The sequence below is a fragment of the Geodermatophilus sp. SYSU D00691 genome (genome assembly GCF_054050275.1).
Genome location: NZ_JBJGYZ010000003.1, coordinates 178,660 through 203,916 on the forward strand (window position 1 = coordinate 178,660; position 25,257 = coordinate 203,916).

At 74.3% G+C, this 25,257-nt stretch carries 25 protein-coding genes, 1 tRNA gene and 1 pseudogene; 13 read left to right on the plus strand and 14 right to left on the minus strand.

What is annotated here, in order from left to right; translation table 11 throughout:
- On the plus strand, window positions 1-774 hold the full coding sequence (locus tag ACI797_RS03515; RefSeq protein ID WP_456857127.1) for a uracil-DNA glycosylase: 774 nt from the start codon (window positions 1-3) through the stop codon (window positions 772-774).
- On the opposite strand, the gene ACI797_RS03520 is transcribed toward ACI797_RS03515, so the two are convergent.
- Window positions 753-914 (minus strand): hypothetical protein, encoded by a 162-nt coding sequence (locus ACI797_RS03520; RefSeq protein ID WP_456857128.1) that lies wholly within the window; start codon window positions 912-914, stop codon window positions 753-755. The two genes, ACI797_RS03515 and ACI797_RS03520, sit on opposite strands and share 22 nt — an antisense overlap.
- A gap of 257 nt (window positions 915-1,171) precedes the next feature.
- Here ACI797_RS03520 and ACI797_RS03525 point away from each other — a divergent pair, with 257 nt between their 5' ends.
- Entirely contained in the window at window positions 1,172-1,327 is a 156-nt protein-coding gene (locus ACI797_RS03525) for a hypothetical protein (RefSeq protein ID WP_456857129.1), read from the plus strand.
- A 341-nt stretch (window positions 1,328-1,668) separates the two neighbouring features.
- Here ACI797_RS03525 and ACI797_RS03530 read toward each other — a convergent pair.
- Together ACI797_RS03530 and ACI797_RS03535 are read right to left on the minus strand one after the other, a co-directional pair.
- Window positions 1,669-2,208 (minus strand): annotated as a pseudogene (locus tag ACI797_RS03530) (flavin-containing monooxygenase); the annotation flags it as partial.
- 44 nt (window positions 2,209-2,252) lie between these two features.
- Complete coding sequence (locus ACI797_RS03535; RefSeq protein ID WP_456857130.1) at window positions 2,253-3,395, minus strand: MFS transporter; 1,143 nt, start codon at window positions 3,393-3,395, stop codon at window positions 2,253-2,255.
- Window positions 3,396-3,448: 53 nt separating this feature from the next.
- On the opposite strand from ACI797_RS03535, the gene ACI797_RS03540 reads away from it, so the two are divergent.
- From ACI797_RS03540 to ACI797_RS03550, 3 genes are all read left to right on the plus strand, one after another.
- Entirely contained in the window at window positions 3,449-4,378 is a 930-nt protein-coding gene (locus ACI797_RS03540; RefSeq protein WP_456857131.1) for a LysR family transcriptional regulator, read from the plus strand.
- Window positions 4,369-4,442 (plus strand) — tRNA-Leu (locus ACI797_RS03545). Before ACI797_RS03540 ends, ACI797_RS03545 begins: the two co-directional genes overlap by 10 nt.
- A gap of 122 nt (window positions 4,443-4,564) precedes the next feature.
- Window positions 4,565-5,386 carry a Bax inhibitor-1/YccA family protein gene (locus ACI797_RS03550; RefSeq protein WP_456857132.1) on the plus strand — a complete coding sequence of 274 codons (822 nt, stop codon included), beginning with the start codon at window positions 4,565-4,567 and terminating at the stop codon, window positions 5,384-5,386.
- A 290-nt stretch (window positions 5,387-5,676) separates the two neighbouring features.
- Here the strand turns inward: ACI797_RS03550 and ACI797_RS03555 are convergent, their stop codons facing one another.
- Both ACI797_RS03555 and ACI797_RS03560 read right to left on the minus strand, forming a co-directional pair.
- Entirely contained in the window at window positions 5,677-6,897 is a 1,221-nt protein-coding gene (locus ACI797_RS03555; protein ID WP_456857133.1) for an acetyl-CoA C-acetyltransferase, read from the minus strand.
- Between the two features lie 89 nt (window positions 6,898-6,986).
- Entirely contained in the window at window positions 6,987-8,009 is a 1,023-nt protein-coding gene (locus ACI797_RS03560) for an SGNH/GDSL hydrolase family protein (RefSeq protein WP_456857134.1), read from the minus strand.
- A gap of 72 nt (window positions 8,010-8,081) precedes the next feature.
- Here ACI797_RS03560 and ACI797_RS03565 point away from each other — a divergent pair, with 72 nt between their 5' ends.
- Entirely contained in the window at window positions 8,082-9,455 is a 1,374-nt protein-coding gene (locus tag ACI797_RS03565; protein WP_456857135.1) for a DUF2252 domain-containing protein, read from the plus strand.
- Here ACI797_RS03565 and ACI797_RS03570 read toward each other — a convergent pair.
- Genes ACI797_RS03570 through ACI797_RS03580 form a run of 3 tightly spaced genes read right to left on the minus strand, consistent with a single transcriptional unit; the run spans window position 9,441 to window position 13,359 of the window.
- Window positions 9,441-9,905 carry a GNAT family N-acetyltransferase gene (locus ACI797_RS03570; protein ID WP_456857136.1) on the minus strand — a complete coding sequence of 155 codons (465 nt, stop codon included), beginning with the start codon at window positions 9,903-9,905 and terminating at the stop codon, window positions 9,441-9,443. The genes ACI797_RS03565 and ACI797_RS03570 overlap by 15 nt on opposite strands.
- Window positions 9,906-9,917: 12 nt before the next feature.
- Window positions 9,918-11,906, minus strand: coding sequence for a VWA domain-containing protein (locus tag ACI797_RS03575; protein WP_456857137.1), 1,989 nt, complete (start codon window positions 11,904-11,906; stop codon window positions 9,918-9,920).
- 1 nt (window position 11,907) lies between these two features.
- Complete coding sequence (locus ACI797_RS03580; RefSeq protein WP_456857138.1) at window positions 11,908-13,359, minus strand: sigma 54-interacting transcriptional regulator; 1,452 nt, start codon at window positions 13,357-13,359, stop codon at window positions 11,908-11,910.
- Between the two features lie 72 nt (window positions 13,360-13,431).
- On the opposite strand from ACI797_RS03580, the gene ilvA reads away from it, so the two are divergent.
- The 4 genes from ilvA to ACI797_RS03600 all read left to right on the plus strand — a co-directional run bounded on the left by ilvA (window position 13,432) and on the right by ACI797_RS03600 (window position 18,788).
- Entirely contained in the window at window positions 13,432-14,655 is a 1,224-nt protein-coding gene (gene ilvA, locus ACI797_RS03585; protein ID WP_456857139.1) for a threonine ammonia-lyase, read from the plus strand.
- 110 nt (window positions 14,656-14,765) lie between these two features.
- Window positions 14,766-15,761 carry an ATP-binding cassette domain-containing protein gene (locus ACI797_RS03590; protein WP_456540813.1) on the plus strand — a complete coding sequence of 332 codons (996 nt, stop codon included), beginning with the start codon at window positions 14,766-14,768 and terminating at the stop codon, window positions 15,759-15,761.
- Entirely contained in the window at window positions 15,758-16,561 is an 804-nt protein-coding gene (locus tag ACI797_RS03595) for an ABC transporter permease (protein ID WP_456857140.1), read from the plus strand. Before ACI797_RS03590 ends, ACI797_RS03595 begins: the two co-directional genes overlap by 4 nt.
- 181 nt (window positions 16,562-16,742) lie before the next feature.
- Complete coding sequence (locus ACI797_RS03600; protein WP_456857141.1) at window positions 16,743-18,788, plus strand: M3 family metallopeptidase; 2,046 nt, start codon at window positions 16,743-16,745, stop codon at window positions 18,786-18,788.
- A 66-nt stretch (window positions 18,789-18,854) separates the two neighbouring features.
- Here the strand turns inward: ACI797_RS03600 and ACI797_RS03605 are convergent, their stop codons facing one another.
- The gene (locus ACI797_RS03605) at window positions 18,855-19,184 is read right to left on the minus strand and encodes an RNHCP domain-containing protein (protein WP_456857142.1); all 330 of its coding nucleotides are present in this window, start codon (window positions 19,182-19,184) and stop codon (window positions 18,855-18,857) included.
- A gap of 19 nt (window positions 19,185-19,203) precedes the next feature.
- On the minus strand, window positions 19,204-19,707 hold the full coding sequence (greA, locus tag ACI797_RS03610; RefSeq protein WP_456857143.1) for a transcription elongation factor GreA: 504 nt from the start codon (window positions 19,705-19,707) through the stop codon (window positions 19,204-19,206).
- Window positions 19,708-19,953: 246 nt separating this feature from the next.
- On the opposite strand from greA, the gene mca reads away from it, so the two are divergent.
- Together mca and ACI797_RS03620 are read left to right on the plus strand one after the other, a co-directional pair.
- Window positions 19,954-20,841 carry a mycothiol conjugate amidase Mca gene (gene mca, locus ACI797_RS03615; RefSeq protein WP_456540807.1) on the plus strand — a complete coding sequence of 296 codons (888 nt, stop codon included), beginning with the start codon at window positions 19,954-19,956 and terminating at the stop codon, window positions 20,839-20,841.
- A complete protein-coding gene (locus ACI797_RS03620; protein ID WP_456857144.1) occupies window positions 20,838-21,158 on the plus strand; it encodes a hypothetical protein in 321 nt (106 codons plus the stop codon). Before mca ends, ACI797_RS03620 begins: the two co-directional genes overlap by 4 nt.
- A gap of 18 nt (window positions 21,159-21,176) precedes the next feature.
- On the opposite strand, the gene ACI797_RS03625 is transcribed toward ACI797_RS03620, so the two are convergent.
- The 4 genes from ACI797_RS03625 to ACI797_RS03640 form a co-directional block, all read right to left on the minus strand.
- A complete protein-coding gene (locus tag ACI797_RS03625) occupies window positions 21,177-22,004 on the minus strand; it encodes an ABC transporter permease (protein WP_456857145.1) in 828 nt (275 codons plus the stop codon).
- The gene (locus ACI797_RS03630; protein WP_456857146.1) at window positions 22,001-22,978 is read right to left on the minus strand and encodes an ATP-binding cassette domain-containing protein; all 978 of its coding nucleotides are present in this window, start codon (window positions 22,976-22,978) and stop codon (window positions 22,001-22,003) included. The genes ACI797_RS03625 and ACI797_RS03630 overlap by 4 nt, the downstream gene beginning before the upstream one ends.
- A gap of 144 nt (window positions 22,979-23,122) precedes the next feature.
- Window positions 23,123-23,818, minus strand: a complete 696-nt coding sequence (locus ACI797_RS03635; protein WP_456857147.1) for a PadR family transcriptional regulator — start codon at window positions 23,816-23,818, stop codon at window positions 23,123-23,125.
- A 118-nt stretch (window positions 23,819-23,936) separates the two neighbouring features.
- A complete protein-coding gene (locus ACI797_RS03640) occupies window positions 23,937-24,452 on the minus strand; it encodes an AMIN-like domain-containing (lipo)protein (RefSeq protein WP_456857148.1) in 516 nt (171 codons plus the stop codon).
- Between the two features lie 304 nt (window positions 24,453-24,756).
- Between ACI797_RS03640 and ACI797_RS03645 the strand changes: the two genes are divergently transcribed.
- A complete protein-coding gene (locus tag ACI797_RS03645) occupies window positions 24,757-25,254 on the plus strand; it encodes a phosphate-starvation-inducible PsiE family protein (RefSeq protein ID WP_456540801.1) in 498 nt (165 codons plus the stop codon).
- The last annotated feature ends 3 nt before the right edge of the window (window positions 25,255-25,257 follow it).

A 25,257-nucleotide genomic window follows, 5' to 3' on the forward strand; every position in this document is an offset into this window, starting at 1 on the left:
GTGGCCGTCGACGAGGCCGGGTTCCCGGTCACCCGCAGCGCCGCCGGCGTCGTCCGCTCCGCGGCCGGGGTCCGCGACCTGGCGGTGCTCGACGCCCGGGTCTCCGGGTGCCGCGCCTGCCCGCGGCTGGTCGCCTGGCGCGAGGAGGTGGCGCGGGTCAAGCGCGCCTCCTTCCGCGACGAGGAGTACTGGGGCCGCCCGGTGCCCGGGCTCGGGCCCGCCGACGCGCGGATCGCCGTCGTCGGCCTCGCCCCGGCGGCCCACGGCGGCAACCGGACCGGCCGCGTCTTCACCGGTGACCGCAGCGGCGACTGGATCTTCGCCGCGCTGTGGCGCGCGGGGCTGGCCAACCAGCCGACCTCCACGCACATCGGGGACGGCCTGGAGCTCACCGACGTCCGGGTGGCCGCGGCGGTGCGCTGCGCCCCACCGGCGAACGCACCCACCCCCGAGGAGCGCGACACCTGCTCGCCGTGGCTGGCCCGCGAGCTGGCGCTGCTGCCGCGGCTGCGCGTCGCCGTCGTCCTCGGCGGGTTCGGGTGGACGGCGCTGTGGCCGGTGCTGGCCGCCGCCGGCCACCCGCTGCCGCGCCCCCGCCCGGCGTTCGGGCACGGGGTGGAGGTGCACCTCGAGGGACCGCGCGGCCCGCTGACCCTGCTGGGCAGCTACCACGTGAGCCAGCAGAACACCTTCACGGGCAAGCTCACCGAGCCGATGCTCGACGCCGTGCTCTCCCGGGCGACCGAGCTCGCTCAGGCCGGTTCGACCACGTAGTCGGCCGGGTCGAACCGGCGGGTGCGCCACCGGTAGGCGAAGGTGAAGTCGGGCCAGTTGTTCGTGTTGCGCCCCGACTCGGTGCGGTACCAGCTGGTGCAGCCGCGGTCCCACACGGTGCGGGTGATCCGGACCTGCACCTCGTCGGCGGAGCGCCGCTGGACCTCGGGCCGGACGTCGAGCGTGCTGGGCGCCGGCGGCCAGCCGCCGCACCGCCTGGACGACGTACCGGATCTGGCTCTCGATCATGTAGACGATCGAGTTGTGGCCCAGGTTGGTGTTCGGCCCGTAGAGCAGGAAGAAGTTCGGGAATCCGGCGACGGCGATGCCGAGATGGGCCTCGGCGCCGTCCCGCCACACCTCGCGCAGGTCGCGGCCGCCGGCTCCGGTGACCGTCATGGGCACGAGGAACTCGGTGGCGCGGAAGCCGGTGCCCCAGATGATCGTGTCGGCCGGGTGCTCGCGGCCGTCGGCGGTGACGACGGCGGTCGGCCGGATCCCGGTGATCGGCTCGGTGACCACGTCGACCGAGGGCCGGTCCAGCGCCGGGTAGTATTCGTCGGACAGCAGGATCCGCTTGCAACCGGGGACGCCGTGCGGCTGCAGCCGCGCCCGGAGGTCGGGGTCGGCGACCTGGCGGGCCAGGTGCCCGCGGGCCTGGCGGTCGATCAGCGACATGAGCCCTGGCCACCGCGTGAAGCCCAGCGCCCGGGCCTCGTACTGCACGTACGTCGCCGCCCGGTTGAGCGCCAGCAGGCCGGGGACGGCGCGGAACGCCGCCCGCAGCCGCGGGCCGTAGGGGCGGTCGGGCTTGGGGATCACGTGCGGGGCGTCGAGCTGGAAGACCGTGGTCGCGGCGGCCCGCTCGGCCACGTGGGGGACGAACTGGACGGCGCTGGCGCCGGTGCCGACGACGGCGACCCGCCGGCCGGTCAGGTCGTGGTCGTGCCGCCAGCCCGAGGAGTGGAACGCCGTCCCGGCGAAGGTCGCCAACCCGGGGATCGCCGGGACGGCGGGGCGGGACAGCTGGCCGCAGGCGGCGACGACGACGTCGGTCTCCAGCGTGGTGCCGTCGGCCAGGGTGAGCACCCAGCGGGCGCGCGCGTCGTCGAAGCGGGCGGCGACCACCTCGGTGCCGAAGCGCGTGCGCTCCAGCACCCCGCTGCGCCGGGCGACCTCCTCGAGGTAGTCGCGGATCTCGGCCTGCGGCGGGTAGCGGCGGGTCCAGTCGGTCTTCGGTGCGAACGAGAAGGAGTAGAGCGACGCCGGGACGTCGCACGCCGCGCCCGGGTACTCGTTGGCCGCCCAGACGCCGCCCACGCGGTCGGACCGCTCGAGCACCGTGACGTCCGCGAATCCGGCGCGCAGCAGCCGCGCCGCCATGCCGATCCCGCCGAAGCCGGCTCCGACGACGGTGACGGCGGGCGAGCGCATGGGACCTCCGGGACGACGACGCTGTCCCCGACACGGTAGGTGGCTCAGCGGCCGCGGCCCGGGAGGGCCCGCCCGGCCAGCACGGCGGCCGCGAGGGCGGCGGCTCCGGCCGGTGCCAGCCCGGCCCCGAGGCTCCCGGTCGCCTCCGCGACGGCCCCGACCGCGGGCGGCCCGGTGAACGAGCCCAGGTAGCCGATCGTCGTCACGGTGGCGAGCGCGGCGGGCGCCCCGCCGGCCCCGGCGCCCGGTGCGGCGGCCAGGACCACCGGCGCCAGCGGCGCGAGCGCCAGCCCGACCACCGCCCAGCCGGCGATCGGCAGCGCGGTGCCCGGCGCCAGGACGGCGGTGGCGAGCCCCGCCGCGGCCAACCCGGCGCCGGTACGGGTGAGCCCGCGGCGGCCGAACCGGGCGGTCAGCCGGTCCCCGGCGAGCCGGCCGGCCAGCAGCGCGGCGGTGAAGCCGAGGTAGGCCGCGGCGGCGAGCCCCTCGCTCCCGCCCGGGGTGCCTCGGACGTGCACGGCCAGCCACGTCGACGCCGTCCCGTCCAGCAGGAAGACGCAGAACGCGAGCGCGCTCAGCGCCAGCAGCCCGCGGGTCGGCCGGACGGCGGAGCGGCCGCCGTCCCGCCCCGCCGACGGCAGCCCGGTGGTTGCGAGCAGGCCGGCGGCGAGCGCGGCCGCGGCGACGCCCGCCGTGTGCGCGAGGAGGGGCACCTCGACGGCGGTGGCGGCGAATGCGACGCCGGCCCCCAGCAGCAGGCCGCAGCTCTGGCCGGCGTGCAGTCCGGACAGCAGCGGCCGCCCGGCCCGCCGCTCGAGGTCGACGCCCTGGGCGTTGATCGCCACGTCGAGCACGCTGTTGGCGGCGGCCCAGCCGCCCAGGCCCACGGCGAGCGCGGCCAGGTCCGGCGCGAGGGCGGCGGTCGTCAGGCCGGGGGTGAAGAGGGCGAGACCGGCCGCGATCGCCCGACGGGTCCCGAACCGGTCGACCACGACCGCGCCGAGCGGCAGCCCGCACAGTGCGCCGGCCTCCACCGCGAGCGCGACCACGGCCAGCGCGCCGGGGGAGAGCCCGAGCCGATCCTGCACCGCAGGGACCCGCGCCGCCCAGGTCGCCGTGACCAGGCCGATCGCGCAGAACAGGACCCAGGTCCGCAGCCGCTCGCCCATGACCGTCCCGGTGCGCACCGGCAGCCATGCGCATCCATGCGGATCCGTCAGGCGAGTCCTACGTTGCCGTCATGCTGGACCTCGTCAAGGTGGCCACCCTGCGGGCGGTCCTCGCTCACGGCTCCTTCTCGGCGGCCGCCCAGGAACTGCACCTCACCCAGCCCGCCGTCTCCCGCCAGATCGCCGCGCTGGAGCGGGCGGTCGGCAGCGTCCTGGTGCGCCGTACCCGCCGGGGCGTGCTGCCCACCGAGGCGGGGCGGGTCCTGCTCGGCCACGCCGACCTGATCGCCGCGCAGGTGGAGCGCGCGGAGGCCGACCTGCGCGAGCTGCGCGGCCTGTCCCGCGGCACGGTGCGGCTGGGTTCGTTCCTCTCGGCGCTGGTGCACCTCTCGGCCGAGGTCGGCGCGCGGCTGGACCGGGCACACCCCGGGATCCTGCTCGTCGACGTCCTGGTGGACCGCGCGGCCGCCGTCGACGGGCTGCGCCGCGGCGAGCTGGACCTGGCCGTCGTGTTCGAGCACGACTTCGAGCCGGCGGCACCCGCTCCCGGCGTCGACGTCCTCCCGCTGTTCGCCGACCCGCTGCGGGTGCTGCTGCCGGCCGGGCACCGGCTCGCCGGGCGGGCCGCGGTGCCGGTGGCGGAGCTGGCGGGGGAGACCTGGATCCGGGCGCACGACGGCTCGGCGGCCCGGCGGGTGGACGCCGTCCTGGGCCGGGCCGGGCTGCACCCGCCGGTGCTGCTGGCCGGCCGCGGCGACGAGCCGTTCGAGGCGCAGGCGCTGGTGGCGGCGGGCAAGGGGGTCGCGCTCACCCACCAGCTCACCGTCGTCGTCGGCGGCCACCGCCTGGTGGCGCTGCCGCTGGCCGACGTCCCGGGGGAGCGGCAGGTGCAGGCCGCCGTCCTGCCCGGTCCGCGGCCGGCCGCCGTCGAGGCGGCGCTGCGCGCGCTGCTCGCGGTCGGGGCGGCCCGCCGGGCTACCGTTCGCACACCGCCCCCGTAGCCCAACTGGCAGAGGCAGGCCCCTTAAAAGGGTCCCAGTGTCGGTTCGAACCCGACCGGGGGTACGGCCCCTCGGGGTGAACCCTGGGCCTCGGGAACGCGCAGGCCGCGTGTGGCGTTGACCTGACCGAGTGGAGTCCGCCACCGTGGACCCCACGGTCCGACCAGTTCCCTCAGGGAGATGACGATGCCCAGCAGCAACCCGGCTTTCGGGCGCGCGTTCGACAGCGCCACCCGGAGCGGGCAGTACGGCGGCGGCTGGGGTTCGCCCCAGCAGTACGGCGCCCCGGCCCAGTACGACCAGTACGGCGCGCCCGCCCAGCAGGCGCCGTACACCCGGTCGACCACCCGCTACATGACGATGGACGACGTCGTCACCAAGACGGGGATCTCCTTCCTGGTGACCGTCCTCGCCGCCGCGGCCACGTGGGCGCTGCCCGGGCAGGCCGCGTGGGGCTTCGCCCTGCCGGCCGTGCTGGTGGCCTTCGTCCTCGGCCTGGTGATCGCGTTCAAGCAGATCGCCAACCCGGCCGCGACGCTGGCCTACGGCGCGCTCTACGGTGTCGCGCTCGGCGCGATCAGCGAGGCGTTCAACCAGGTCTACGGCGAGGGCATCGTCATCCAGGCCCTGATCGGTACGTTCGGCGTCTTCGCCGGCATGCTCGTGGTCTACAAGACCGGTGCCATCCGGGTGACCCCCAAGTTCACCCGCTGGATCATCGGCGCCCTGGTCGGCGTCCTCGTCCTGGTCCTGGCCAACTGGATCGCCGCGTTCTTCACCCCGGGCGGCCTCGGCCTGCGCGACGGCGGTCCCGTGGCGATCATCTTCAGCCTGGTCGTGATCGGTGTGGCGGCCCTGTCGCTGCTGCTCGACTTCGACATGGCCGACGAGGCCATCCGCCGCGGCGCCCCGGCGAAGTTCGCCTGGTACATCGCCTTCGGCCTGCTGGTCACGGTCGTCTGGCTGTACCTGGAGATCCTGCGGCTGCTCAGCTACTTCCGCGAGTGAGCTGATCGGCTTCGTCCCGGGCCCCGCCGTGAGCTTGCGAAGGGCGGGGAGGACGAGGTCCTTCACATGACAGTGGCCCGGTCCCCGCGAGGGGGCCGGGCCACTGCGCTGTCCGGGGTCGGGGGAGTCCCTGTGGGCGGTCGAACTCGTGCACCGGAACCCTGCAGGACCCGGAGAGGGCGGGATCGCCCCCAGAGCACCCGCTCTTGCGGTGTTCCCTCCGCTCCTGCGGTGGTGCAGCACCGCAGAGGCGTCAGCAGCACCGCAGGAGCCTCGCCGCGAGAAACCCCCTAGCTGAGGCGCTCGATCACCATCGCCATGCCCTGGCCGCCGCCGACGCACATGGTCTCCAGCCCGAAGGTCTTGTCCCTCGTCTGCAGGCCGTTGATCAGCGTGCCGGTGATCCGGGCGCCGGTCATGCCGAACGGGTGGCCGACGGCGATCGCGCCGCCGTGCACGTTGAGCTTGTCGATGTCGATGCCCAGGTCCCGGTAGCTCGGGATCACCTGCGCGGCGAACGCCTCGTTGATCTCGACCAGGTCGATGTCGTCGATGGTCATGCCGGCCCGCTCCAGCGCCCGCTGCGAGGCGGCCACCGGCCCGTAGCCCATGATCTCCGGCGACAGGCCGGTCACGGCGGTCGAGACGATCCGCGCGAGCGGGGTGAGGCCGAGCTCGCGAGCCTTAGTGTCGCTCATGACGACCACCGCGGCGGCGCCGTCGTTGAGCGGGCAGGCGTTGCCGGCCGTCACCCGGCCGTCGGGGCGGAAGACCGGCTTGAGGCCGGAGATGCCCTCGAGGGTGGTGCCGGCGCGCGGGCCGTCGTCCTTGCTGACCACGGTGCCGTCGGGCGTGGTCACCGGGGTGATCTCGCGCTCCCAGAAGCCGTCGGCGATCGCCTGCTCGGCCAGGTTCTGGCTGCGGACGGCGAACTCGTCCATCTCCTGCCGCGAGACGTCCTTGAGCAGGGCGAGGTTCTCCGCCGTCTGCCCCATCGCGACGTAGATGTCGGGGGTCTCACCGCTCTCCCGTGGGTCGGTCCACGAGTCGGCGCCGCTCTCGGCCACCTTGGCGACCCGGGCCTGCGCGTCGGCGAACACCGGGTTGTGGGTGTCGGGCAGCGAGTCGGAGTTGCCCTTGACGAACCGCGACACCATCTCCACGCCGGCCGAGATGAACACGTCGCCCTCGCCGGCCTTGATCGCGTGCAGCGCCATCCGGGTGGTCTGCAGCGAGGAGGAGCAGTAGCGGGTGACCGTCGTCCCCGGCAGGTGGTCCATGCCGAGGAGGACGGCGACGACGCGACCCATGTTGTAGCCCTGCTCGCCGCCGGGCAGCCCGCAGCCGAGCATCAGGTCGTCGATGTCGTGCGGGTCGAGCTCGGGCACCTTGTCCAGCGCCGCGCGCACGATCGTGGCGGCCAGGTCGTCGGGCCGCAGATCCTTGAGCGACCCCTTGAACGCGCGACCGATGGGCGAGCGGGCGGTCGCGACGATGACGGCTTCGGGCACGGGGCCTCCCAGGGGTGCGGGCTCCGACGGTGGAGCTCCGGACGGCGGAACACCCGCGAAACTACTCCCGGGTAGCCGGGATCGGAGCCCTAGCCCCCGACGGGCGTCTCCGCCGCCTCCTGCGCCTGCTCGGGGGTGGGCAGCTCGGTGGGACGGCGCCGGCGCAGCAGCGCCCACGGCCCGCGCGGACCCGTGTCGGACCCGCGCACTTCGGTGGGCTGGACCTCGGTGCCCGGGCGGCTGGCCGCGCGCGCCGCCGCCTGGGCGACCGGCCGCACCGTCTCGCGGCGCAGCGGCCCGCGGGCGCGGTCGGCGGCGGCCGGCCAGACCCCGACGGCGTCGGCGACCGACGGCAGCAGGCAGGCGGCGGCGGCCGCGTAGCCGGCGGCGCTCGGGTGGAACTCGTCGGAGCTGAACAGGGTGCGGTCGCTGGCGAAGGACGGCCCGAGGATCGACCCCAGCGACACGGTCCGCCCGCCGGCCGCGACGACGGCGATGGTCTGCGCGGCGGCCATCTGCCGGCTCCACCGCCGGGCCAGCAGCCGCAGCGGCTGGCCGATCGGCCGGATGGTGCCGAGGTCGGGGCAGGTGCCGACGACGACCTGGCAGCCGGCGTCGACCAGCCGGGACACGGCGTCGGCCAGGTGCCGCACCGAGACCGCCGGCCTGGTGCGGCTGGTGACGTCGTTCGCCCCGATCATGATCAGGACGACGTCGGGGTGCTCGGCCAGCGCCTTGGAGACCTGGCCGTCGAGGTCGCGGGAGACCGCCCCGGAGACGGCCAGCCGCACCAGCCGGACCGGCCGCTCGGCGAGCTCGGCCAGGGCGGCGGCGATGAGCACGCCGGGGGTCTCGGTGGCCCGTTCGACGCCGAGGCCGACGGCGCTGGAGTCGCCCAGGACGGCGAGCACGAGCGGCTTACCGCGCCCGCGGCCGTAGACGCCGTTGCCCGAGGGCGGGTCGTCCTTGGCGGTGCGGGCCTCGACCCTGCGCCGGGCGGAGCGCGCCTGCTCCCTGAGCAGGGCGAGGAGCCCGGCGCCGGCGAGGCCGACGCCCCCGCCGCCGTAGGCAGCGCCCGCCGCCAGCCGTCGTGCCACGCTCGCCCTGGTCATGCTGCCTCCCGTCCTCCCCCCGGTAGGACCTCAACCCTCCTCCGCAGGCTATCGGCCCCCTACGGTGTGCCCGTGCCGTCGTCCCCCGTAGAGGTGTCCCCCGACCAGGCCGAAGGGCGCAGCCGGGTGATCGTCGACGTCCTCGTGGACGCCTTCGCCGATCTCATGCGCGCCGACGCCGACGCCTTCCGGACGAAGTTCCGGAAGATGGCGGCCGACCCCTTCGCCTTCTACCGCGGGTCCGCCTGCCTGTTCTACGCCGACATGGCGACGTCCGACGATCCGTGGTGCGACGAGCGGACGGCCCGCGTGTGGATCCAGGGTGACCTGCACGCGGAGAACTTCGGCACCTACATGGACGGGTCGGGGCGCATCGTCTTCGACGTCAACGACTTCGACGAGGCCTACCTGGGGCACGTCAGCTGGGACCTGCGCCGGTTCGTCGCGAGCTTCGCCCTGCTGGCCTGGCGCAAGGCGCTCTCCGACGACGTCATCGAGGAGCTGCTGCGCCGCTACCTCACCGCCTACCTCGACCAGGTCGAGGCCTTCACGCACTCCGACGAGGACCGCTCCTTCGCCCTGGTGCGGGAGAACACCGAGGGCGCGGTGCACGACGTCATCCTGGAGACCAGCGCCCGCACGCGGATCGCCCTGCTCGACCGGCTGACGGTCGTCGAGCGCTTCGAGCGCCGGTTCGCCGACACCTCGCGCAACCGCCGCCTCGACGACGGCGAGCGCGAGGAGGTGCTGGCCGCCGTCGAGCGCTACCGGCAGACCGTGCACCCGCCGGCGCGCCGTCGGGACGTGGCCTACGACGTCAAGGACGTCGTCGGCACCGGCGGCTTCGGGATCGGCAGCGCGGGGCTGCCCGCCTACAACGTGCTGCTGGAGGGCTACGACCAGGCGCTGGAGAACGACGTCGTCCTGTCGATCAAGCAGGGCAACGTCGCCGCGCCGAGCCGGATCGTCACCGACCCCGAGATCAGGGGGTACTTCGAGCACGAGGGCCACCGGACGGCGACGAGCCGGCGGGCGCTGCAGGCGCACACCTCGCAGTTCGTGGGCTGGACCGAGATCGGCGGGGTGGGCTTCGGCGTGGCCGAGCTCTCGCCCTACGAGGTCGACTTCGACTGGGACGACCTCACCGAGCCGTCCCAGATGCGCCCGGTGATGACCCAGCTGGGCCGGGCGACGGCGAAGATGCACTGCGTCGGGGACGCCGACAGCGACCACACCCTGGTGCCCTTCCAGACGGAGGAGGCGATCACGGCGATGATCGGCGACCGGCGGGAGGAGTTCGTCGCCGACCTGGTGCGGTTCGCGCACGACTACGCCCGCCGCACCCAGGAGGACCACCGGCTCTTCGTCGACGCCTTCCGCGCCGGGGTGATCCCGGGGGTCAGCTCCAGCGGGCCGGAGCCGGTGGGGGTCTCAGCGGATCGGTAGCTCGATCAGCATGCCGCGGTGCGGGCCCACCGGGCGCAGGTCGTACTCCTCCGTGACGACCCTGAACCCGATGCGCTCGTAGAACCCGACGGCGGCCTTGCGGGCGTCGCACCAGACCAGCTGCGCCCCCAGGGCGGAGACCCGGATCAGCCCGTCGGCGACCAGCGCCCGCCCGACGCCGAGCCCTCGCACGCGCGGGTCGGTGGCCATGCCGCGCAGCTGCCAGGAGCCCTCGGTGTCCCGCCAGGGGCAGTCGCGGGGGTGGAAGCGGACGACGCCCACGATCGCGCCGTCGTCCAGCCGGGCGGCCAGGTGCAGCGTGTACGGGGCGTCGTCCTCCTCGATCTCCGGCGGCCGGCCCTCGCGGAGCTCCTGCATGCGCAGCGGGTAGGTGGCCGCCGCGTCGACCTTCTCGATCGTGATGGTGCCGGTCAACGCCTCGGAGCTCACGCCGCCATTGTCTCAGCGCGCCCGGCGGCCCCTCCGGGTCCTCAGGTAGTCCGCCACCACGTACTCGCCGAGGCGGTCGCTGTCGGGGGTGAACACCCGCCCGCCGGCCCGCTGGGTCAGGTCGTGCACGAAGTGCACCAGCCCGGGGTCGGGGTCGAGCGCGAACACGTTCACCGTCGCGCCGGACCGGGCCACCCGCTCGACCTCGGCCACGGTGCGGGCGATCGTCTCGGGCATCGGCGGCCAGCAGAAGAACGGCGTCCCGTCGTCCTCGAGGTGGGCCGTCGGCTCGCCGTCGGTGACGATGAGCACCACCGGCTCGGCGTCGCGGTGGTGGGCCAGGAACCGGCGGGCCAGCATCAGCCCGTGCTGCAGGTTGGTGCCCTGCAGCGTGTCCACCGACAGCTCGGCCAGCGTCTCGGGCCGCAGCACCTGCGCGGTGGAGGAGAACCCGATGATCTGGATCGCGTCCTGCGGGAACCGCGTGGTCACCAGCGAGTGCAGGGCCATCGCCGTCGACTTGGCCGCGCCCCACGTGCCGCGCAGCGCCATCGAGTAGGAGAGGTCGACCAGCAGGGCCACGGCCGCACCGGTGCGCCGCTCGGTCTCGACCACCTCGAAGTCCTCGACGGCGATGTGCACGGCCCGCCCGCCGTCCGGCTTCGGCTCGTGCGCCGTCCGCAGGACGGCGTTCTTCACCGTCCGGACGACGTCGAGCGGCTGCTCGTCGCCGAAGCGCCACTCGCGCGAGCTGCCGGTGAGCTCCCCGGCGGCGCCGGCGTCGGCGACGTCGTGCTCGCCGCGCCCGGTGGCCTGCAGCTTGGCGAACACCCGGCGCAGCGCGGTGGCGCCCAGCCGCCGCACCGCCTTGGGGGAGAGCTCCAGCTTGCCGTCGCTGCGGTTGAGGAAGCCCTGCCGCTCGAGCTCCCGCTCCAGCTGGCGCAGCGCCGCGAGGTCGTCGACGGCGTTGCGGCCCAGCGCCCGCTCGAGCAGCTCCTCGTCGACGTCGGCCAGCGAGGCGCCGGCGTAGCCCTGGGAGAGCTGGTTGGACAGCGCCTCCAGGTCGGCCAGCTCGGCGACCGCCGTCGTCGCGTCGCCGAGACCGAGCGACTCGGCGCCGTCCGGGACCTGGCCGCGCTGCCCCCAGGGCAGGTCCGGCCGGGCCTGCCGCAGGGCGTCCTGCAGGTGGGCCATCTCGCTGGCCAGGCCCATGTCCTGCATGGTCTGGGCCATCAGGTCGGCCAGCTCCGCCCGCTGCTCGGGCGACATCCCGGCCATCATCCGCTCCTGCGCGGCCGCCCGGCGGGCGAGGGAGTCGATCAGCTCGTCGATCGTCTCCGGGTTCTCCGGGAAGAACTGCCCGTGCTTGTCCATGAAGTCGCGGAACTGCTCGTCGGTGTCCTCACCGCGGTTGTGCGCGTCGAGGAGGTTGGACAGGTCGGCGACCATGTCCTTGACCGCCTGCATGTCCTCGGGCGTCGCGTTCTCCAGCGCCTGCTTCATGGAGGAGAAGGAGCTGTCGAGCACCTCCCGGCGGAGCAGGTCCTGGATCTGCTCGTAGGCCTGCCGGGCCTCGGGCGAGCGCCACGGGTACTCCTTGAGCGCCCGGACGGCGCCGGCGGTGTCCTCCGGCAGCGCGTCGAGCTCGGCCTCGGCGAGCCGGGCGGCGTCGTCGGGGTCGGGGAACAGCTCGCGGCGCTCGGCCTCCAGCGCCCGGTCGAGCAGCTCGCGGACCTCCTGCAGGGTGCCGTCCATGCGGCCGGCGGTGCGGGCCTGCCGGAGCCGGTCGCGCACCGAGCGGCGCAGCTCGTCGAGGCCGCGCCGGCCCTGCATGCCGCGGCGCAGCAGCTCGCGCAGCGCCTCCCGCACCCCGCTGCCGCCGAGCACCGAGTCGCCGATCTCGTCGACGGCGTCGCCCAGGTCGTAGGGCGGGGCGAGCGGGTCGGGACCGCCCCGCCACCGGCCGTAGCGGTAGCCGCGACCGCCGTGCGGGCGCGCCACCTCAGGCCCCGTACACGGTGCGGGCGCCGTCGGTGTCCTTGGCCAGCCGGCGGGTGAGGTAGAGCCCCTCGAGGGCGAACTCCACCGCCGCGGCCGCCTGCTCGGCCGACTGCTCGCCCTCGGGCACGCCGACGCGGCCGAGCAGCTCGGCCAGCTTGGGGATCGTGCCGAGCTGGCCGAGCAGGGCCGCTGCCGGCACCAGCTCGCCGGACTCGACGGTCTCGCCGCCGGTGAAGTGCTCCTGCAGCCCGGTGAGGTCGAGCCCGGCGCAGCGGGCGCGGAAGGTCTGCGCCGTCGCCTGCCGCAGCAGGTGCTCGAGCACCTCGAGCTCGCGCTCGTCGTCGGGGTCGGAGCCGGCGTCGGCGAACTCGACCTTGCCGCGGCTGGCCGGGACGATGCTCGGCAGGTCGACCACCCGCGCGACCGGCCGGGTCTCCCCGGCGACGGCGGCCCGGCGGACGGCGGATGCCGCGATCGTCTCCAGCCCGGCGATGGCGAACCGGGCGCTGACGCCGGAGCGCTGGTCGACGTGGCTGGACTCGCGGACCAGCCGGGTGTAGCGGGCGACGATCTCGACGAGGTGCTCGGGGATGAGCGGGATGTCGAGGTGCGTCGTCCCCCAGGAGGTGAGGGCCTCCTGGTGCAGCAGCCGGATCTCGTCGACGAGTTCGATCGGGTAGTGGGTGCGCACCTCGGCGCCGAAGCGGTCCTTGAGCGGCGTGATGATCCGCCCGCGGTTGGTGTAGTCCTCCGGGTTGGCGCTGGCGACCAGGAGGAGGTCCAGCGGCAGCCGCACCCGGTAGCCGCGGATCTGGATGTCGCGCTCCTCGAGCACGTTGAGCAGCGCGACCTGGATCCGCTCGGCGAGGTCGGGCAGCTCGTTGACGCTGAAGATGCCGCGGTTGGTGCGCGGCACCAGGCCGTAGTGGACGGTCTCCGGGTCGCCCAGGGTGCGGCCCTCGGCCACCTTGATCGGGTCGACGTCGCCGATCAGGTCGCCGACGCTGGTGTCGGGGGTGGCCAGCTTCTCGCCGAAGCGGTCGCTGCGGTGCAGCCAGCCGACGGGCGTCGCGTCGCCGTGCTCGGCGATCTGCCGGTGCGCCCACACGCTCACCGGGTGCAGCGGGTGCTCGTTGAGCTCGCTGCCGACCAGCACCGGGGTCCACTCGTCGAGCAGGCCGACGAGGGTGCGGATCAGCCGGGTCTTGCCCTGGCCGCGCTCGCCGAGCAGGACGAGGTCGTGGCCGGCGATGAGGGCCCGCTCGACCTCCGGGACGACGGTGTCCTCGAAGCCGACGATGCCGGGCAGGGTGGGCTCGCCGGCGCCCAGGCGGGCGAGCAGGTTGGCGCGCAGCTCGGCCTTGACCGTGCGGTAGGTCGCCCCGCTGTCGCGGAGCTCGCCGAGGGTGGTGGTTGCGGGAGGGGTGGACTGCTGGGGAGCCGGGTCCGTCACCCCCGCCACGGTACGACGCGGAGGGGTCTCCGGTCACCGGTGCGGTGCACGTCGGGTGCGAGGATCGGGCCCGTGCCCGCAGCCGACGTCCCCCTGGTCAGCGGCGCCGACGTCGAGGCCGCCGCCGCCCTGCTCGAGGGCGTGGTCCGGCGGACGCCGCTGGAGCACTCCCGCGGGCTGGCCGAGCGGGTCGGCGGCCCGGTCTGGCTCAAGTGCGAGAACCTCCAGCGGACCGGCTCGTTCAAGATCCGCGGGGCGTACACGCGGATCGCGCGGCTGACCGCCGAGGAGCGCGCCCGGGGCGTGGTGGCGGCCAGCGCCGGCAACCACGCGCAGGGCGTGGCGCTGGCCGCGCAGCTGCTCGGCGCGCACGCCACCGTCTTCATGCCCGAGACGGCGCCGCTGCCGAAGGTGGCCGCCACGAAGTCCTACGGCGCGGAGATCCACCTGCTCGGGCAGACGCTGGCCGAGCCGCTCGTCGCCGCCGCCGAGCACGCGGAGCGCACCGGCGCGGTCTTCATCCACCCCTTCGAGCACCCCGACGTGATCGCCGGGCAGGGCACCGTCGGCCTCGAGGTCCTCGACCAGTGCCCCGACACCGGCACCGTCGTGGTCTGCGCCGGCGGCGGGGGGCTCGTGTCCGGCGTCGCGGCCGCGGTGAAGAGCCGCCGGCCGGGTGTGCGGGTCGTAGCGGTGCAGGCCGAGGGGGCGGCGGCGTTCCCCGGCTCCCTGGCCGCCGGCCGGCCGGTGCCGCTGCCGGCGATGGCCACGATGGCCGACGGGATCGCCGTCCCCGCGCCCGGCGCGCTCACGTTCGCGCACGTCAGCGAACTGGTCGACGAGGTGCGCACGGTCGGCGAGGAGGACCTCTCGCGGGCCCTGCTGTTCTGCCTGGAGCGGGCCAAGCTGGTCGTGGAGCCGGCCGGGGTGGCCGCCGTCGCCGCCGTCCTGGCCGATCCGGGGGCGTTCGCCCCACCGGTGACCGCGGTGGTGTCGGGCGGCAACATCGACCCCGTCCTGCTGCTCAAGGTGGTGCAGCACGGCATGGCGGCGGCCGGGCGCTACCTCTCGCTGCGGCTGCGGGTGCCCGACCGCCCGGGCTCGCTGGCCGCGGTCCTGGCCGAGCTGGCCGCGGTGGGGGCCAACGTGCTGGAGGTGGAGCACGAGCGGACGGCGACCCGGCTCGACCTCGGCGAGGTCGAGGTGTTCGTCGTCCTGGAGACCCGCGGGCCGGACCACGCGGCCGAAGTGACCGCCGCGCTGGTGCGTGCCGGGTACGCGCCCACGCCGGAGTGAGGCCGATGAGTTCCCGCTGACCGGGGCGTCTGCACCGGCATGGACTTCCTGCTACGCCCCTCGCGAAAAGCGGTCGGAATCGGTCACCCCCCGGGCCTACGGTCCTGCGCATGACCGACGCGATCGTCGTCGACGGCCTGGTCAAGCGTTTCGGCGACACGACAGCACTGGACGGTGTGGACCTGACGGTGACCGAGGGCAGCGTCCTCGGCCTGCTCGGCCCCAACGGGGCGGGCAAGACCACCGTCGTCCGCATCCTGACGACACTCCTGCAGCCCGACGGCGGGCGCGCGGAGGTGGTGGGTCTCGACGTGGTGCGGGACGCCGACCGGGTCCGGGCGGCCATCGGGCTGACCGGCCAGTACGCCGCGGTCGACGAGTACCTCACGGGGTTCGAGAACCTCGAGATGGTGGGCCGGCTCTACCGGCTGCCGAAGAAGGAGGCGCGGGCGCGGGCGGGTGAGCTGCTCGAGCGCTTCGACCTCACCGGCGCGGCCGACCGGCCGGCCAAGACCTACTCCGGCGGCATGCGCCGGCGGCTGGACATCGCCGCCTCGCTCATCGCCCGACCGCGGGTGCTCTTCCTCGACGAGCCGACCACGGGGCTGGACCCGCGCAGCCGGCTGTCGATGTGGGAGTTCATCGCCGACCTCGCCGACGGCGGGACGACGATCCTGCTGACCACGCAGTACCTGGAGGAGGCCGACCGGCTGGCCGACCGGATGGTGGTCATCGACCACGGCCGGGTGATCGCCCGCGGCACCGCCGACGAGCTCAAGGCGCAGGTCGGCGGCCAGCGGCTGGAGTTCACCGTCACCAACGCCGCGATGCTGCCCGGCGTCGCCGAGCGGCTGCGCCCGCTGGCCGTCGACGAGCCGCAGGTCGACGAGCAGATCAGGCGGCTGACCCTGCCGGTGCGCGGCGGCACCGAGGTGCTCGCCGAGGCGCTGCGCCTGCTGGAGGGCAGCGACGCCGAGCTCGTCGACGCGGGGCTGCGCCGGCCCGATCTCGACGACGTCTTCCTCACGCTCACCGGGCACGCCGCCGAGGACGGCGCCGCGGCCGGTGAACCCGAGCCGGCGCCCGCCGGGGGAGGTGCGCGATGAGCGCCCTGGCCGCGACGCTGTCCGACAGCGCCGTCATCACCAAGCGCAACCTGATCAAGGTCAAGCGGGTCCCCGACCTGCTCGTCTTCGCGACGCTGTCGCCGATCATGTTCGTGCTGCTGTTCCGCTACGTGTTCGGCGGCGCGATCGAGGTGCCGGGGGACATCAGCTACGCGGAGTTCCTGCTGCCCGGCATCTTCGCCCAGACGGTGGTCTTCGGTTCGACGATCACCGGCTACAGCCTGGCCGAGGACCTGCAGAAGGGCCTGATCGACCGGTTCCGCTCGCTGCCGATGTCCCGGGCCGCGGTGCTGGTCGGCCGCACCGTCGCCGACGCCGCGGTCAACATCATCTCGATCGCCGTGATGGCGGTGACCGGGCTGATCGTCGGGTGGCGGATCAACACGTCCGTCCTCGAGGCGGCGGGTGGGTTCCTGCTCCTGCTGCTGTTCGCGTTCGCCATCTCCTGGCTGATGGCGCTGGTCGGGCTCGTGGTGCGGACGCCGGAGGTCGTGAACAACGCGAGCTTCATCGTGATCTTCCCGTTGACCTTCATCTCCAACGCGTTCGTGCCGCTCGAGAGCCTGCCCTCGGTGCTGCAGACGTTCGCGGAGTGGAACCCGGTGTCGACCCTGGTCCAGGCCGCCCGCGAGCTGTTCGGCAACACCCTGGGCCCGCCGCCCTCGGACGCCTGGTCGATGCAGCACTCGGCGCTCTACACGCTGATCTGGGTGGTGATCATCCTGGCGGTGTTCGTGCCGCTGTCGGTGCGCGCCTACCGGCGGGCCGCCAGCCGCTGATGTGAGGACCCTCCCGCCCCCACCGTTCGCACGCTCACGGCGGGACCCTCCAGCAGAGCCTTGCGCGGGCCGCGGCGACGACCGTCTCGACGTCGTCGCGGCCCGGCACGCACCGATCGCAGTGTGCCCAGCCGGTGGCCGGTGCGCGCCCGGTGTGGCGGCAGGCGCAGGATGGGCGGCGATGAGCGCCCAGATCTCCGCCGAGAACCCGCTGGCGACCCCGTCCAACCTGCCGTTCCGGCTGCCGCTGTTCGCCGACATCACGCTCGAGCACTGCCGCGAGGCGCTGCTGGCCGGCATGGCGCAGCAGCGGGCGGAGGTCGCCGCGATCGTCGCGTCCGACGAGCCGCCCACCTTCGAGAACACCGTCGTCGCCCTGGAGCGCTCCGGCGAGCTGCTCACCCGCGCCGGCCTGGTGTTCGGCAACCTCGCCTCCTCGCTGTCGACGCCGCGGCTGCGGGAGATCGAGCGGGAGCTGGCGCCGCTGGAGGCGGCCCACGCCGACGCGCTGCGGCTCGACCCGGCGCTGTTCGCCCGCATCGACGCCGTCCACGCCGGGCGGCAGGAGGCCGGTCTGGACGACGAGGCGGTGCGGCTGGTCGAGCGCTACCACCTCGACTTCGTGCTCTCCGGCGCCCAGCTCGACGACGCCGGCCGGGCCCGGCTCACCGAGCTGAACCAGCAGCTCGCCGAGCTGTCGACGACGTTCGGCCAGAACCTGCAGATGGCCACCGAGGCCGCCGCCGTCCTCGTCGGGGACGCCGCGGAGCTGGCCGGGCTCGGCGACGAGGAGATCGCCGCGGCCGAGGGGGCCGCGGCCGACCGCGGCCAGGACGGCTACCTGCTCACCCTGCTGCTGCCCACCGGCCAGCCGGTGCTGGCCAAGCTGCGCGACCGCGAGCTGCGCCGCCGGGTGTTCGAGGCGTCGGTGTCGCGGGCGTCGTCGGGCGAGCACGACAACGGGCCGGTGGCCGCGCGGATGGCACGGCTGCGCGCCGAGCGGGCACGGCTGCTCGGCTTCGACACCCACGCCGCCCTCGTGGTCGCCGACCAGACCGCGGGCAGCGTCGAGGCGGTCGACGCGATGCTGTCGTCGATGGTCGGCCCGTCGGTCGCCAACGCCGGCACGGAGGCCGACGCGCTGCGCGAGGCCGCCGCCCGCGACGGCGTCGAGCTCGCCGCCTGGGACTGGGCGTTCTACAGCGAGCAGGTGCGCGCCGAGCGCTACGCCGTCGACACCGCCGCCCTGCGGCCCTGGTTCGAGCTGGACCGGGTGCTGGTCGACGGCGTCTTCCACGCCGCCGAGCTGCTCTACGGCTTCCGGTTCACCCCGCGGCCCGAGCTGCACGGCTACCACCCCGACGTGCGTGTCTGGGAGGTCACCGACGCCGACGGCGGGCCGGTGGGCCTCTACCTCGGCGACTTCTTCGCCCGCGAGGGCAAGCGTGGTGGGGCGTGGATGAGCTCGTTCGTCACGCAGTCGCGGCTGCTGGGCACCCGGCCGGTGGTGCTCAACAACCTGAACGTCACCAAGGCCGCCGCCGGGTCGCCGACGCTGCTGACCCTCGACGAGGTCAACACGCTCTTCCACGAGTTCGGCCACGCGCTGCACGGGCTGATGTCGGCGGTGACCTACCCGCGGTTCTCGGGCACCAGCGTGCCGCGCGACTTCGTCGAGTACCCGAGCCAGGTCAACGAGATGTGGGCGCTGTGGCCGGAGGTCCTGGCCCACTACGCCCGGCACGTGGAGACCGGCGAACCGCTCCCGGCCAGCGTCGTCGAGGCGATCGACGCCGCGTCGCTGTGGGGCGAGGGCTTCGCGACGCTGGAGTACCTGGCGGCCACCCTGCTCGACCAGGCGTGGCACCGGATCACCCCGGACACCGAGATCGGCGACCCGGTCGCGTTCGAGCGGGCCGCGCTGGAGGCGGCCGGCGTCGCCTCCGACCTCGTGCCGCCGCGGTACCGCACCACGTACTTCCAGCACGTCTTCGCCGGGGGCTACGCGGCCGGGTACTACAGCTACATCTGGTCGGAGGTCCTCGACGCCGACACCGTCGAGTGGTTCAAGGAGAACGGCGGCCTGCGCCGGGAGAACGGTGACACCTTCCGCGGCCGGCTGCTCTCCCGCGGCGGCTCGGTCGACCCGCTGGGTGCGTTCCGCGCCGTCCGCGGCCGGGACGCCGACCCGGCCCCGCTGCTGCGCCGTCGCGGCCTGGCGGCGTGATCGCGGGCTCTCCGCACGCGTCGCCCGCGCTGCAGCACGGGTGGAGCGGGAGGAGAGCGGGTGAGGTCAGAGCCAGGGGAGCTGGAGCACCAGGTCGAGGTCGTCGGGGGAGTCGCCGTCGCGGACGAGCCGGTTGGGCTGGCGGTGGCCGCACGCGGTGCAGCGGTGGACCACCTGCCAGCCCTTGCCCGACTTCTCGACCAGGCCGATCGGCTCCATGAGCTGCCGGCACCCGCTCGCCCGGTCGCCGGGCAGGTCGTCGACGTGCAGCGACCACAGGCAGAACGGGCAGTGGTTGCGGTAGTGCCCGTCGGTGTTGGCCGGGACGCCGGCGGCGCAGTGCCCGCAGACGAAGCCCGTGTTCTCCGCCCGCCGGGAGCGGACGTGCCCGGTCACGCCGGTTCCCGCCCGCGCGTCAGGGGACGAACGGCTCGACCGCGACGACCTCGACGGTGATGTCCTTGCCGTTGGGCGCCTGGTAGGTGACGGTGTCGCCGGGCTTGGACCCGGTGATGGCGGAGCCGAGCGCGGACTCGGGGGAGTAGACCGAGAGCCCGGTCGTGCCGGCGATCTCCCGCGAGCCGAGCAGGAACTTCTCGGTCTCGTCGTCACCCTCGAACTTGATGGTGATGACCGTGCCGGTCACTGCCGACGTGGCGGTCTTGGGGGCGTCGCCGACCCGGGCCTTGCGCAGCAGGTCGGTGAGCTGCCGGATGCGGCCCTCCTGCTTGCCCTGCTCCTCCTTGGCCGCGTGGTAGCCGCCGTTCTCCTTGAGGTCGCCCTCTTCGCGGCGGGCGTTGATCTCCGCGGCCATGGCAGGCCGGTTCGCCACCAACTGGTCGAGCTCGGCCTTGAGCCGGTCGTGGGCCTCCTGGGTCAGCCAGATGCCCTGCTGCTGCTCGTCCGTGGGGGTCGACACGTGGAGTACTCCTGAAAGTCGGGAAGCCGCCCCCCGGAGGGAACGGCCTCGGTCGATCACGCCAAGCTAACACCGCGTTCCCGGCCGGTGCACAGCTCCGATGGGCTCGCGGAACCGAGAACGATACCCCGCGGTGTCGTGACGAGCACCACTTTTCCTCCCGGTGGGCGACCCGAACAGGGGGTTCGCGGACGGCGCCCTCCCGGCGTCCGCCTGCGCCGTCCCCGACCGGGGGACAATGCCCGGGTGACCTCGCCCGACCAGCTGCGCCTGCTCGCCGTGCACGCCCATCCCGACGACGAGTCGAGCAAGGGCGCCGCGACCATGGCCAGGTACGTCGCCGAGGGCGCGCGCGTCCTGGTCGCCACGTGCACCGGCGGCGAGCGCGGCTCGGTGCTCAACCCGGCCATGGACCGCCCCGAGGTGTGGGAGCGGCTGCCCCAGATCCGGGTCGAGGAGATGGCGCGGGCCCGGGAGATCCTCGGGATCGAACAGGAGTTCCTCGGCTTCGTCGACTCCGGCCTGCCGGAGGGCGACCCGCTGCCGCCGCTGCCCGAGGGCTGCTTCGCCCTGGTGCCCGTCGAGGAGGCCGCCGCGCCGCTCGTCGCGCTGATCCGCCGGTTCCGGCCGCACGTGATCACGACCTACGACGAGAACGGCGGCTACCCGCACCCCGACCACATCAAGACCCACGAGGTCTCGGTGCACGCCTTCGAGGCCGCCGGCGATCCCGACCGCTACCCCGAGCTGGGGGAGCCCTGGCAGCCGAGCAAGCTCTACTACCACATGAGCTTCACGCTCGACCGCACGCGGGCGCTGCACGAGGCCATCGTCGCCCGCGGCCTGGAGTCGCCCTACGAGGAGTGGCTGGCCAACTGGGACCCCTCGCGCGACGTCTCGCACCGGGTAACCACCCGGGTGCCCTGCGCCGACTACTTCGAGGTCCGGGACGCCGCGCTGATCGCGCACGCCACCCAGATCGACCCCGACGGCCGCTGGTTCGCCTGCCCCATCGAGGTGCAGCAGGACATCTGGCCGACCGAGGACTACGAGCTCGCCCGGTCGCTGGTGGACACGCCGGTGCCGGAGGACGATCTGTTCGCCGGGATCCGCAGTGAGGTGGGTGTCCGATGAACCTGCTCGCCGTCGCCGACGAGCAGCTGCCCGAGGACGTCGGCAAGGCCGGCCCCCTCGGGCTGCTCCTCGTCGTCCTGCTCCTGATCGCCGTCGTCCTGCTGGTCAAGTCGATGAGCCGGCACCTCAAGCGGGTGCCGCCGAGCTTCGACCCGGCCGACCGCGAGCCCGAGGTCGTCGTCCCCGACGACGCCGCCGAGCTGTTCGAGCAGCCGTCCCCGCCGGGCCAAGACCTGCTCGACACGCTGCGGCGGGCGCCGCGGGCGATCGAGCCGCCCCGGCCGGACCGGCCGGCCGACCCCGACCCGCAGGGCTGACCGGCCGGCCGCGGACCGCTACAGCGACCGCTGGTAGGCGCCGAACGCCCGCGTGGCCAGCCACGCCATGACCGCCGCCAGCGCGGTGAGCAGGCCGAGCCGCGACCACACCACCGCCCAGTCGGTGCCCGACGAGAGCGCCTCCCGGGCGGCCACGACCGCCCAGTCCACCGGGTTGTAGCGGGCGACGGTGGCCACCCAGCCGGGCGCCAGCCGGGTGTCCATCAGGGCCGAGGACAGGAACTGCAGGGGCAGCACGATGAACTGGCTGATCCCGATGAGCGCCTCCTGCTGGCGCAGCAGCAGGGCCAGCGCGTCGGACAGCGACGCGACGACCACCGAGATCAGCACGGCGGCCAGCAGCGTGACCAGCACGCCGTACGCGCCGCCGGGGAACCGGGCGCCGGCGGCGAAGGCGACGAGCAGGACCACCAGTGTCTGGAGGACCGTGGTCAGCGCCTGGTAGGCCAGGGTGCCGGCGATCATGGCGCCGCGGCGCACCGGCGAGGCCAGCAGCCGGTCCATGACCCCGCGTCCCATGTCCTCGATGTAGACGGTCCCCGCCCAGCCGCTGGAGAACAGTGCGGTCATCACCACGATCCCGGGCGTGATGAACTCCAGGTAGGAGCCGTGCGCCGCCTCGAAGCCCGGCACGTCGGCCACGGACTGGAACAGCGCGCCGAACAGCAGCAGCCAGATCATCGGCTGGAGCAGCGTCATGACCGCGTACGCCGGCTGGCGCAGCAGCGCCCTCGTCGACCGGGCGGTCAGGAAGCCGGCGTGCCGGAGCAGCGAGGCCCGCGGTGCGCGGGGGGTGCCGACGGCGTCGGCGACGAGGGCGCTCACGACGCCACCTCCAGGCTGCGGCCGACGTGGCGCAGGTACACGTCGTCGAGCGAGGGGCGGGCCACGGTCACCGAGGCGACCGCCACGCCCGCCCCCTCCAGCGCCGCGAGGACGGCGGGGACGGCGCCCGCCCCGCCCGTGGCCCGCGCGCGCAGCGTCGTCCCGTCGACGGCGACGTCGCTCAGCCCGCGCAGCCGCGACAGCACCGCCGCGCCTGCCGGGACGTCGCGCTCGCCCACCTCGACGACGACGGCGTCCCCGTGCAGCCCGCGCTTGAGGGCGTCCGGCGTCCCCTCGACGACCACCCGGCCGGCGTCGACGATCGCCAGGCGGGCGGCCAGCCGGTCGGCCTCGTCGAGGTAGTGCGTGGTGAGCAGGACGGTGACGTCCTCCTCGGCGGCGAGGTGGCCGATCTCGGCCCACATGCCCGCCCGGGCCTCGGGGTCCAGCCCGGTGGTGGGTTCGTCGAGGAAGAGCACCCGCGGTGCGTGCACGAGCCCGAGGGCGACGTCGAGCTTGCGGGCCATACCACCGGAGTAGGTCTTCACCAGCCGGTCGGCGGCACCGGTCAGGCCGAAGCGGGCGAGGAGCCGATCGGCCCGGGCGGCCGCCTCCGCGGCGGCGAGGCCCTGGATGCGGGCGGCCAGGACGAGGTTCTCCCGGCCGGTCGCCATCGGGTCGCCGGAGGGCTTCTGCGAGACCAGGCCGATCGCCCGCCGGACGGCGTCGGGCGCCCGGCGGACGTCGATGCCGGCGACGGTCGCGGCGCCGGAGTCGGCCCGGGACAGCGTGGTGAGGATCCGGACCGTCGTCGACTTGCCGGCCCCGTTGGGGCCGAGCAGGGCGAAGACGGTGCCGGGCGCGACCTCGAAGGTGAGGCCGTCGAGGGCCCGGACCGGCGGCGCGCCCCGGCCTCCCGGATAGGTCTTGACCAGGTCGGCGGCGCGGAGGGCCGCTGAGGGCTGGACGGGCATGTCGGTGCTCCCTTTCGGGTGGTGTGGGGAGCGGGACCGGCGCGCCTATCGTGGGAGTGCGCCTCGGGACGGGCCGCGTGCGGTCCCGCTCGGGTGTTCGGGCCCCCGTCCGGTGTTGCCGCACCGGGCGGGGGTTCTGCGCTCCTACCGGCCGGTCGCCGGGGGGAGCCCTTCGAGCGGGCGGGCCTCCTCTCCGAGGTGGGCGACCGGGTCGCGGAGGACCTCCTCGAAGGTCATCCCGTCGGCCACCAGTTCGTGCATCCGGCGCCAGACGGCGGTGCCGCCGAAGGCGCCGCTGCGGATGTCCTCGGCGAGCCGGCCGACGAAGTCCAGCTCGGCGGCGAGCATCGCCCGGCGGAAGTGGCTCTCGACGAGGAAGACCTCGGGGAGCTTCCGCTCGGCGGTGTAGGCGAGGACGGCGTCGAGCGCGCCGATCTCCATCTGCAGCTTGCCCGCCCGCTCGGTCAGCAACCGCGCCACCTCGTCCGGCGGCAGCCCCGCCATCAGCGACAGGCCGGCCTCGAGGGAGTGGAAGTCGCGGGCGGGCGTGCTGAGTAGCTCGGCCAGCCAGTCCTCGAACTCGTCGCGGCCGGCGGCGGTGATCTCGTAGACGGTCCGCTCGGGACGCCGTCCCTCCCGCGTCGTCTCCCGGGCGGTGATCAGGCCGTGCTTCTGCAGCGACTCGACCACGGAGTACAGCGAGCCGTAGTTGAGCCGGATGCTCGCCTCCTTGCCGCGCGTGCGCAGCGTCGTCGAGATCTCGTAGGGGTGCATGGGCCGCTCGGCCAGGCAGCCGAGCACGGCGAGGGCCAGCGGGTTGGACACCCGGCGTCGGGACATTGCTCCTCCGATTACTCGAAACCGAGTATCCGCAGGCGAGTTGTACCGGTCAAGCCCCCCGGACGGCGGACGGCCGGCTCCCCGGGTGGGGAACCGGCCGCCGCGCTGCGGTTCGGAGCTACCAGGCGTGCGCCACGTCCAGGACGAGCCGGTGGCCGGTGCCGGGGCCGTCGAGGACGAAGACCCGGAACGGCAGCCGGGCGCGGACACCGACGCCGAGGGTGGTCAGGCCCTCGAAGGAGCCGGCGTAGGTCGCCTGCCGGAAGGTCCGGTAGCCGGCCACGTCCACGAGCTCCGGCCCGATCGGCCCGAACGTCGGCCGCCCGTACCGGTCGTAGGCGACCGCGCCGGCGGTCACCTGCAGGTAGGCGCCGCCGCGCAGCGGGACGACGGCGCCGGACCCGTCGGCCGTCACCTGGGAGACGTACTCGACGCGGTAGTCCGGCGCCGGTCCGGCCACCTCGAGCACGAGGCGGTCGAAGCAGGCGTGCTGCCCCGAGCGGACGTCGGTGATCGTCGCGCCGGCGGCCGGCTGGACCGGCAGGTCCCCCTCGGCCGTGGAGCCCCAGGTGATGCCGCAGTACGGGGCGGTCGCGGCCTGGGCGGGAGCGGGGAGGGCGAGTGCGGCGAGCACGCTTGCGAGGGTGAGAACGAGAAGGCGGAGTGGTGTTCTCATGGCGGGACCTCCTTGGGGTGTGCGCCGGCATCAGGATCCGACGACACCCAGCTCGGCACCATGGGCGAGATCTCGTCATCAGGACGAACTGGAGGCTCTGATCTCGGCAGAAATTGACAGGACGTGCCGCGTGGTGAGTGGACTCCGGGCACGTCGTGTGCTAATGCCACCGCCGTCTCACCGTGGGTGAGCGCCGGCCCGGACGGCTGATCCGGGGCGCGCGACCCGGCGGCCGGCCCCGTCGTGCCCCAAGATCACCCCCGTGACGCAGCGACGCGAGGCTGATCCCGAGCAGCGGGAACGGCCGTCCGCCATGGGTCGGAGGACGACCCGGGCCCTCGAGGTGGCCGAGAACGTCGTCTACGGCGGGATCGCTGTCCTGCTCCTCGGCGCGGCGGTCGTGCTGCTCGGTGTGGCGGCGAAGACGGCTTGGGGTGTGGTCGGCGACTTCTCTCAGCAGCCGCTGCTCGAGATGCTCGACGTCCTGCTGCTGGTGTTCATCGTCGTCGAACTGCTCTTCGCCGTCCGTGCCACCGTCGAGCGCCGGGAGCTGGTCGCCGAGCCGTTCCTGATCATCGGGATCATCGCCTCGATCAAGGAGATCGTCGTCCTTTCGGTCGAGGCGGCGGGCGCCGTCGCCAAGGGCCGGGAGTTCACCAACCGGATGGTCGAGATCGGCGTGCTGGGCGTCCTGGTCCTCCTGCTCGGCCTGACCTCCTGGCTGCTGCGCCGCAAGGAGCGCGAGCCCGAGGAGGCCTGACGG

What these genes read in the sequence shown, in the direction of transcription:
- ACI797_RS03590 (WP_456540813.1), top strand. Translation starts at nt 14,766, where the DNA reads ATGACCGACGCGATCGTCGTCGACGGCCTGGTCAAGCGTTTCGGCGAC.
- ACI797_RS03620 (WP_456857144.1), top strand. Translation starts at nt 20,838, where the DNA reads ATGAACCTGCTCGCCGTCGCCGACGAGCAGCTGCCCGAGGACGTCGGC.
- ACI797_RS03525 (WP_456857129.1), top strand. Translation starts at nt 1,172, where the DNA reads ATGGGCACGAGGAACTCGGTGGCGCGGAAGCCGGTGCCCCAGATGATC.
- ACI797_RS03560 (WP_456857134.1), bottom strand. Translation starts at nt 8,009, where the DNA reads ATGACCAGGGCGAGCGTGGCACGACGGCTGGCGGCGGGCGCTGCCTAC.
- ACI797_RS03635 (WP_456857147.1), bottom strand. Translation starts at nt 23,818, where the DNA reads ATGTCCCGACGCCGGGTGTCCAACCCGCTGGCCCTCGCCGTGCTCGGC.
- ACI797_RS03550 (WP_456857132.1), top strand. Translation starts at nt 4,565, where the DNA reads ATGCCCAGCAGCAACCCGGCTTTCGGGCGCGCGTTCGACAGCGCCACC.
- ACI797_RS03600 (WP_456857141.1), top strand. Translation starts at nt 16,743, where the DNA reads ATGAGCGCCCAGATCTCCGCCGAGAACCCGCTGGCGACCCCGTCCAAC.
- ACI797_RS03540 (WP_456857131.1), top strand. Translation starts at nt 3,449, where the DNA reads ATGCTGGACCTCGTCAAGGTGGCCACCCTGCGGGCGGTCCTCGCTCAC.
- ACI797_RS03630 (WP_456857146.1), bottom strand. Translation starts at nt 22,978, where the DNA reads ATGCCCGTCCAGCCCTCAGCGGCCCTCCGCGCCGCCGACCTGGTCAAG.
- ACI797_RS03595 (WP_456857140.1), top strand. Translation starts at nt 15,758, where the DNA reads ATGAGCGCCCTGGCCGCGACGCTGTCCGACAGCGCCGTCATCACCAAG.